7 protein-coding genes are annotated in these 7,037 nt (G+C 57.2%); 6 read left to right on the top strand and 1 reads right to left on the bottom strand.

The window, feature by feature from the left end; genetic code table 11:
* Positions 1 to 36: 36 nt before the first annotated feature.
* The 6 genes from E1297_RS20235 (at position 37) to E1297_RS20260 (ending at position 5,980) form a co-directional block, all read left to right on the top strand.
* Entirely contained in the window at positions 37 to 1,068 is a 1,032-nt protein-coding gene (locus E1297_RS20235; protein ID WP_155141628.1) for a branched-chain amino acid ABC transporter permease, read from the top strand.
* A gap of 3 nt (positions 1,069 to 1,071) precedes the next feature.
* Entirely contained in the window at positions 1,072 to 2,274 is a 1,203-nt protein-coding gene (locus E1297_RS20240; protein WP_155141630.1) for a branched-chain amino acid ABC transporter permease, read from the top strand.
* 13 nt (positions 2,275 to 2,287) lie between these two features.
* Positions 2,288 to 3,043 carry an ABC transporter ATP-binding protein gene (locus E1297_RS20245; protein WP_155141632.1) on the top strand — a complete coding sequence of 252 codons (756 nt, stop codon included), beginning with the start codon at positions 2,288 to 2,290 and terminating at the stop codon, positions 3,041 to 3,043.
* Positions 3,040 to 3,819, top strand: coding sequence for an ABC transporter ATP-binding protein (locus tag E1297_RS20250; RefSeq protein ID WP_155141634.1), 780 nt, complete (start codon positions 3,040 to 3,042; stop codon positions 3,817 to 3,819). Before E1297_RS20245 ends, E1297_RS20250 begins: the two co-directional genes overlap by 4 nt.
* Positions 3,820 to 3,906: 87 nt before the next feature.
* Entirely contained in the window at positions 3,907 to 4,866 is a 960-nt protein-coding gene (locus E1297_RS20255; RefSeq protein ID WP_155141636.1) for an ornithine cyclodeaminase family protein, read from the top strand.
* A gap of 13 nt (positions 4,867 to 4,879) precedes the next feature.
* Positions 4,880 to 5,980, top strand: coding sequence for a calcium:proton antiporter (locus E1297_RS20260; RefSeq protein ID WP_368669625.1), 1,101 nt, complete (start codon positions 4,880 to 4,882; stop codon positions 5,978 to 5,980).
* 53 nt (positions 5,981 to 6,033) lie between these two features.
* Here E1297_RS20260 and E1297_RS20265 read toward each other — a convergent pair whose 3' ends face one another.
* Positions 6,034 to 6,861, bottom strand: a complete 828-nt coding sequence (locus E1297_RS20265; protein WP_244327822.1) for a GNAT family N-acetyltransferase — start codon at positions 6,859 to 6,861, stop codon at positions 6,034 to 6,036.
* Positions 6,862 to 7,037: the final 176 nt, after the last annotated feature.

Consider the following 7,037-nt stretch of genomic DNA (forward strand, 5'->3'; position numbering starts at 1 on the left):
CACAGGCTTTCGCGCTCATGATCCGAGCTGAGAGCTATGGACGCGATATTTCTTCAAATCTTGAACGGTCTCGACAAGGGGTCGGCCTATGCGCTGATTGCCCTGGGCCTGACACTCATCTTCGGGACGCTCGGTGTCGTGAACTTTGCGCATGGGGCGCTGTTCATGATCGGGGCGTTCTGTGCCGTGATCCTGTCCCGGATACTGTCGCTGTCTTACACCAGCATCGATCCGAGCCGGACGGATTTCCTGGGAAATCCGCTCAAGGTGGAAACACCCTATGTCGAGGCCTGGTTCGGACAGAATGTCGGTTCGGCGATCATCGACTGGTCGGTGCCGCTGGCGATTCTTTTCACCATTCCGGTCATGGCGATCATTGGTCTGGCGATGGAACGCGGACTGATCAAGTATTTCTACAAGCGTCCCCATGCGGATCAGATCCTGGTGACCTTCGGGCTGGCGATCGTGCTTCAGGAGATCATCAAGCTGTTCTTCGGGGCAAACCCAATCCCGACACCGGCGCCGGACGTGTTTTCCGGCAGCTTTGATTTCGGCGCGATCATCGGCATGGATCCGAATGTCATCATCTATCCGTACTGGCGGATCGTGTACTTCCTGTTTTCGGCCGTGATCATCGGCGGCGTCTTCGCCTTCCTGCAGTTCACCACATTCGGCATGGTGGTCCGGGCCGGCATGGCCGACCGGCAGACCGTCGGCCTGCTCGGCATCAATATCGACAAGCGTTTCACGGTCATGTTCGCGCTTGCAGCCGTTGTGGCAGGGCTGGCAGGCGTCATGTATGCGCCGATCAACTCCCCCAACTATCACATGGGCATGGACTTTCTGGTTCTCAGCTTCGTCGTGGTGGTTGTTGGCGGCATGGGTTCGCTTGGCGGCGCGGTTCTGGCGGGCTTTGTTCTCGGTATCCTGGAGAGCTTTGCGTCCATGGCCCAGGTCGTCGCCATCCTGCCGGGCATCAACCAAATCATCATCTACCTCGTTGCCATCGTCATTCTGCTGACCCGTCCGCGGGGATTGATGGGCCGCAAGGGCGTCATGGAGAGCTGAGCAATGTTGGGTCTCGACAAAAAAGACACGTCCATTTTTCTGCTGGTTCTTCTTCTGGTGGCGTTTGCCCCCTTCCTGCTGAACCCGTTCCCGGAAAGTTCGGACCTGGCACAGTTCAATGCTGGCTATCCGGACCTGATGCAGCGCTTCCTGATCTTCGGGATCTTCGCCATCGGCTTCAACATCCTGTTCGGCTTGACCGGATATCTGAGCTTTGGCCATGCCGCCTTTCTGGGCGTCGGGTCCTATGCCGGGGTCTGGATGATGAAGCTCCTGACCATGAACGTGCTGCCTGCAATCATCATCTCGGTGATCTTTGCCGGACTGTTTTCGCTGCTGGTCGGATATATCTCGCTGAGGCGGTCAGGGATCTACTTCTCGATCCTGACACTCGCCTTCGCGCAGATGTCCTTCTCTCTCGCCTATTCGGTTCTGACCCCGATCACCAACGGGGAAACCGGCTTGCAGCTCGCCCTTGATGATCCGCGCATCCTTGGCGTCAGCCAGACGCCGGAAGGGTCGATCCCGCTGGCCAACTTCTTCGGCATTCCCATGCGTGAGAGCTTTGAACTGTCGCTGGGAGGCTGGTTGTTCACTTTCAATGCCGGATACTATCTGTGTGCCGTGATCATGATGATCGCCTTTTACATCGCAATCCGGATCTTCCGCTCTCCTTTCGGTATGATGCTGCGGGCGGTCAAATCCAACCAGAACCGGATGAATTTTACCGGCTTGAACTCGCGGCCCTACACGTTGGCAGCCTTTGTCATCTCCGGCATGTATGCGGGGCTGGCCGGTGGCCTGATGGTGGCGATGGACCCTTTGGCCGGGGCCGAGCGCATGCAGTGGACCGCCTCCGGTGAGGTCGTTTTGATGACCATTCTCGGCGGTGCCGGGACGCTGGTCGGTCCGGTGCTTGGGGCCGGTTTCATCAAATATTGCGAGAACATCTTCTCCAAGATCAACGACACCATTCTGTATGACTGGTTCTCGACCCTTCCGGCATTTGTTGCCGATACGCTGGTCTTCGTCATCCATCCGTTTATCGGCAAGGGCTGGCATCTGACCCTTGGCCTGATGTTTATGCTGATCGTCATCTTCCTGCCCGGCGGCATCATGGAAGGTTTCGAGCGGATCGGCAGGCTGTTTTCCCGCAAGAAACCAGTCCGCGGCTCTAAGCAATCCGCTCCCGCACCGGCAGAGTAAGGACACGAAACATATGGAAATCTTGCGCGTTGAAGGTGTCAACAAGTCGTTCGGCGGCCTGAAAGCACTCAATAATGTGAACTTCTCTGTTGAACAGGGAACGGTGCACGCGATCATCGGACCCAACGGGGCGGGCAAGTCCACCTTCCTGAACTGCATGATCGGGCGCCTTGTGCCCGATACCGGCACGGTGATGTTTGGCGATATCCCGCTGACCGGCAAGAAGCCGCACGAAATCAACCAGGTCGGGGTGTCGCGGGTGTTTCAGACTCCGGAAATCTTCGCGGATCTCACATTGCTCGAGAACATCATGATCCCGGCACTGGCCAAACGCGACGGTGATTTCGCCCTGCATGCGTTCCGCCGTGTCGATGAGGATATGGAAATCCGCGACAAGGCGCTGCACATGCTGGAGGACGTCAATCTGGCGGACAAGAAGGACATGCTTGCAGGCAGCTTGTCGCGTGGCGACAAGCGGCGGCTGGAATTGGCCATGTGCCTGTCGCAAGACCCCAAGCTGCTGTTGCTCGATGAGCCGACCGCCGGAATGTCGCGGGCGGACACCAACAACACCATCGACCTTCTGCAGCGGATCGGTGACCGGGGGATCACCAAGGTGATCATCGAGCACGACATGCATGTGGTGTTCTCTCTGGCGAAGAAGGTCACGGTACTGGCTCAAGGCACGATCATCGCCGAGGGCAAGCCTGAAGACATCAAGGGCGACCCGCGGGTACAGGAAGCCTATCTTGGAGGAGCGCATCTATGAGCATTCTGGAAGATCAGTTCGAAGGGCGCTCCGCACCGGCTGTTCCCCCGAAAACCGCGCGCGGCGGCGCCCCGGCATTCTTCTCCGCCTGGGATCTGCACGGTTACTATGGCGAGAGCTATATCGTTCAGGGCGTGAAGTTCGACATTCGCGAGGGCGAAATCCTGGCGTTGCTCGGCCGGAACGGGGCTGGCAAGACGTCCACATTGCGCTGTATTGCGCGAATGGACGACCCGCAGCTCACCCATGGTGAAATCTGGCTGGATCACAAGCCCCTGCATCAAATGAAAAGCTATGAAGCGGCCTGCAACGGAGTCGGTTTGGTGCCGGAAGACCGGCGCATCATTCAGGGTTTGACAGTTCAGGAAAATCTGGAACTCTCCCAGATTGCGGAGCCGAAAGGCTGGTCGATCGAGCGGATTTACGATCATTTCCCGCGTCTTGCCGAGCGCCGCGCTCAGGATGCCGTCACCATGTCGGGTGGCGAGCAACAAATGCTGGCGGTGGCGCGGGTGCTGGCCCGCGACATCAAGCTTCTGCTGCTTGATGAGCCATATGAGGGTCTGGCGCCGGTCATAGTTCAGGAAATCGAACGTATTCTTGAAGGCGTCAAGGAGCTTGGTATCACCACGATCATCGTCGAGCAAAACGCAATTGCAGCACTTCATCTGGCAGATCGTGCTGTCATTCTTGACATGGGTGAAGTGGTGTTTGACGGTACGGCTCAGGAAGTGCTCGACAATGCAGAGTTGCGGCAGGAGTATCTGGCGATCTGATACGCGGATGCCCGGCAAATCAGCGGACCGGCGTTCTATGAGCGCCGGTTTTTTGTCGGGCGGATGTAATCGGGAGACTGCCATCGCATGCTGTTGCTGTCCGAAGCTGAAACAAAGGAAGCTCTGCCGTTTCCGGCCCTGATTGCGGCCTTGGAGGACATGTTTCGAACCGGCTGCGACATGCCGGTGCGCCATCACCATGACATAAAGGTACCCGGCGAGCCCGACGCGACACTCCTGTTGATGCCTGCATGGGTTCCCGGACGCTATTCCGGGGTCAAGATCGCGCATGTCGTACCGGGAAATGCAGACCGCGGACTTGCTGCCGTTTCCGCCTCCTATCTCTTGTCGGATGCAAGGACCGGTGCGGCACTGGCTCTCATTGACGGAGGTGAGTTGACCGCGCGCAGAACAGCGGCAGCGTCGGCTCTCGCAGCAAAATATCTGGCCCGTGAGGAGAGCTCCGAATTGCTTGTGGCAGGGACCGGGCGCTTAGCCTCGAATTTGATCGGGGCTCATGCGGCAGTTCGACCGATCCGCTCGGTGAAGGTCTGGGGGAGGTCCCATGACAAAGCGCAAGGAGTGGCTGACAGAGCAAAAGCCGAATACGGCCTTTCAGTCGAGGTTGCCGACAATCTCGAAGAGGCTTGTGCGACAGCCGACATTATTTCTGCTGCGACCCTGTCCATAGACCCTTTGATCAAAGGGGCCTGGTTGAAGCCCGGAACCCATCTCGATCTGGTTGGGGCCTTCAGGCCGGACATGCGCGAAAGCGATGACGAGGCCGTTTGCCGCGGACGCGTTTTTGTGGATACCAGAGAGGGTTGCTGCAAGGAGGGGGGAGATATCGTACAGCCTCTTAAATCCGGAGTTTTAACGCCGGAGCGCATTTTGGCAGATTTATACAACCTCACCCGCGGTAGCCACCCTGGGCGAACGGCTCCCGTCGAGATAACGCTCTTCAAGTCGGTTGGCGCTGCTCTTGAAGATTTGGCCGGTGCGGTGCTCGCTTACCGCAGTGTCAAGGCAAGCATGGTGTGGAAATGAAAGGGACGGGCGCGTGCCAATTTTGAGATCGGAATTTGCGTCGATTGCCGGTTTTGGGCTGTTTGGCCTGTTCATGGCCTTCGGAAGCCTGATCTATCCCGCTGATATCGGTTTGGCGGGGTCGGGTCTGGCGCTGTTGATCTTGTTCTGCGTCATGTCGTGGTGCGCATTTGCAGTTGTGAGACATGCGGAATGCCTTGCCACTTTGCTTGGAGAGCCTTACGGAACCCTTATTCTGACCCTAGCCGTCATCGGTATTGAAGTGGCCCTGATTTCCGCTGTGATGCTTGCGGGTGATGCCAGTCCGACCATGGCGCGGGACACCATGTTTTCTGTCGTCATGATTGTTCTGACCGGACTGGTCGGTTTGTGTCTGTTGCTGGGCGGACTGCGGCACAAAAACCAGGACTACAATCTGATGGGGGCCAATGCGTTCCTCTCAGTGCTTGTGCCATTGGCCATTTTTGCGCTCGTCCTTCCAAGGGTCACTCAATCGGCGCCGGGTGGTCAGTTGTCACCGCTGCAGGCCGGTTTCGACATCTTGATGTCGATGGTACTTTACGGCGTGTTCCTGGCAATCCAGACGCGCACGCACAGTGATATTTTCAAGCAGCCGGGGGTGAAAGACGGAGGAGATCATCATGATGTTGTGGTGCGTAGCCTGCCGTTTCATGTCGTTGGGTTGATTGCGGCGCTGCTGCCTATCATCTTGCTGTCCAAAAAACTGGCGCTTTATGTCGATTTCGGAATTGCCGGAGTCGGAGCTCCTGTCGAACTCAGCGGTTTTCTTGTGGCAGCTCTGATTTTGATGCCCGAGGGAATGAGTGCGGTTCAAGCGGCGCGCGACGATATGCTGCAAAGGGCTGTCAATATCTGCCTTGGGTCCGCGGTGGCGACGATAGGCCTGACAGTGCCGGCTGTCCTGATCATCGGGTGGGTGACGGGGCAGAGGATTGAACTTGGTCTCGACATTCCGGACATTACTCTTCTCGTCTTAACGCTGTTTATCAGTTTGCTGACCTTCGCCAGCCCCCGCACCAACTATTTGCAAGGCGTCGTGCATCTCGCCTTGTTTGCAGCATACGTGATGATGATTTTTGACCTTGCCGGCTAGCCGTTTCCCGGCCCGGATTGTTTGCTCCAGACCAGGAATTTGGATGTGAGCTTTCAGCCAAGTTCGAATGTCGTGATGCCGAAAATGCGTTCCAGAGGCAAGGTAGGGGCGTTGCCCCGGTACATGCGTGCGGTCTCGAAGCTTGGTGATAGTTCATAACGCTCCGCCAGCGCCAGCGCTGGTGCATTCGGTTCAGGGGTATCCAGAATGACTGTTTGCCCCTCTACCTGTCCGGCCAGAGCCCGGAAAAGAATGTCAGCGGCCTGTTCGGTCTCGGCAAAAAGCGGTCCGATCTTGTAGCCTTCGGAGCATTTTCGGATGACGCCGTAGCCGGTTATGGTCCCGTCCTCAACAAACGCGAATCCCCGGCGGGTCGGGTGTCCGGGGCTGGCCCAGCCTTCGAGAAAGCGATGCCGCGGCTCTGGAAAGAACCCGTCATCATAGGCGCGCAGGGATGGAAGCAGTCCTCGTCCGAGTGGTGAAATACGCGGGTCAACCGGAGTGTCAACCTGCGAGATCCCCTCATTGCGAATATTGCGATGGGCGAACTCGAAACCCGATTTTGCATAATTGGCCTGCTGGTCGATCACACCATCAAGGCCGATCGTACGTCGGTCGAGAAAGGTCATTGCGTGCTGCCAGATGGCCCAGCCATGGCCACTGCCACGATGATCCGGATGGCAGATGTAAAATCCGATGAACCCGAAACTATCGCCATAACGGACGGCCGATATCACCGAGACCGGGTTCCTGTCCTGATCCTCCCGGATGAAAAAGCCGTCGGGGTCAACGGCGTGAAATGCGTCCAGATCATCATCGCCAGGGTTCCACCCTTCCCGAGCCGCCCAGCTGATCGCGGTGGCAAGGTCGGTCCTAGTCATTGTGCGGGTTTTGAAGCAGGCGAGCATGATCAACATCCGGAAAATCGAAAAGTAGAATCAGGAACTTATCGATATATTCGCGAAAAACACAATGCATCAAACGATACTATTTTGTGTTTTCTGTCGGTAACAATGTGCCGGGAAAATTGGCACGCCCAACGGGACTCGAACCCGTG

Source organism: Roseibium sp. RKSG952 (genome assembly GCF_009711355.1).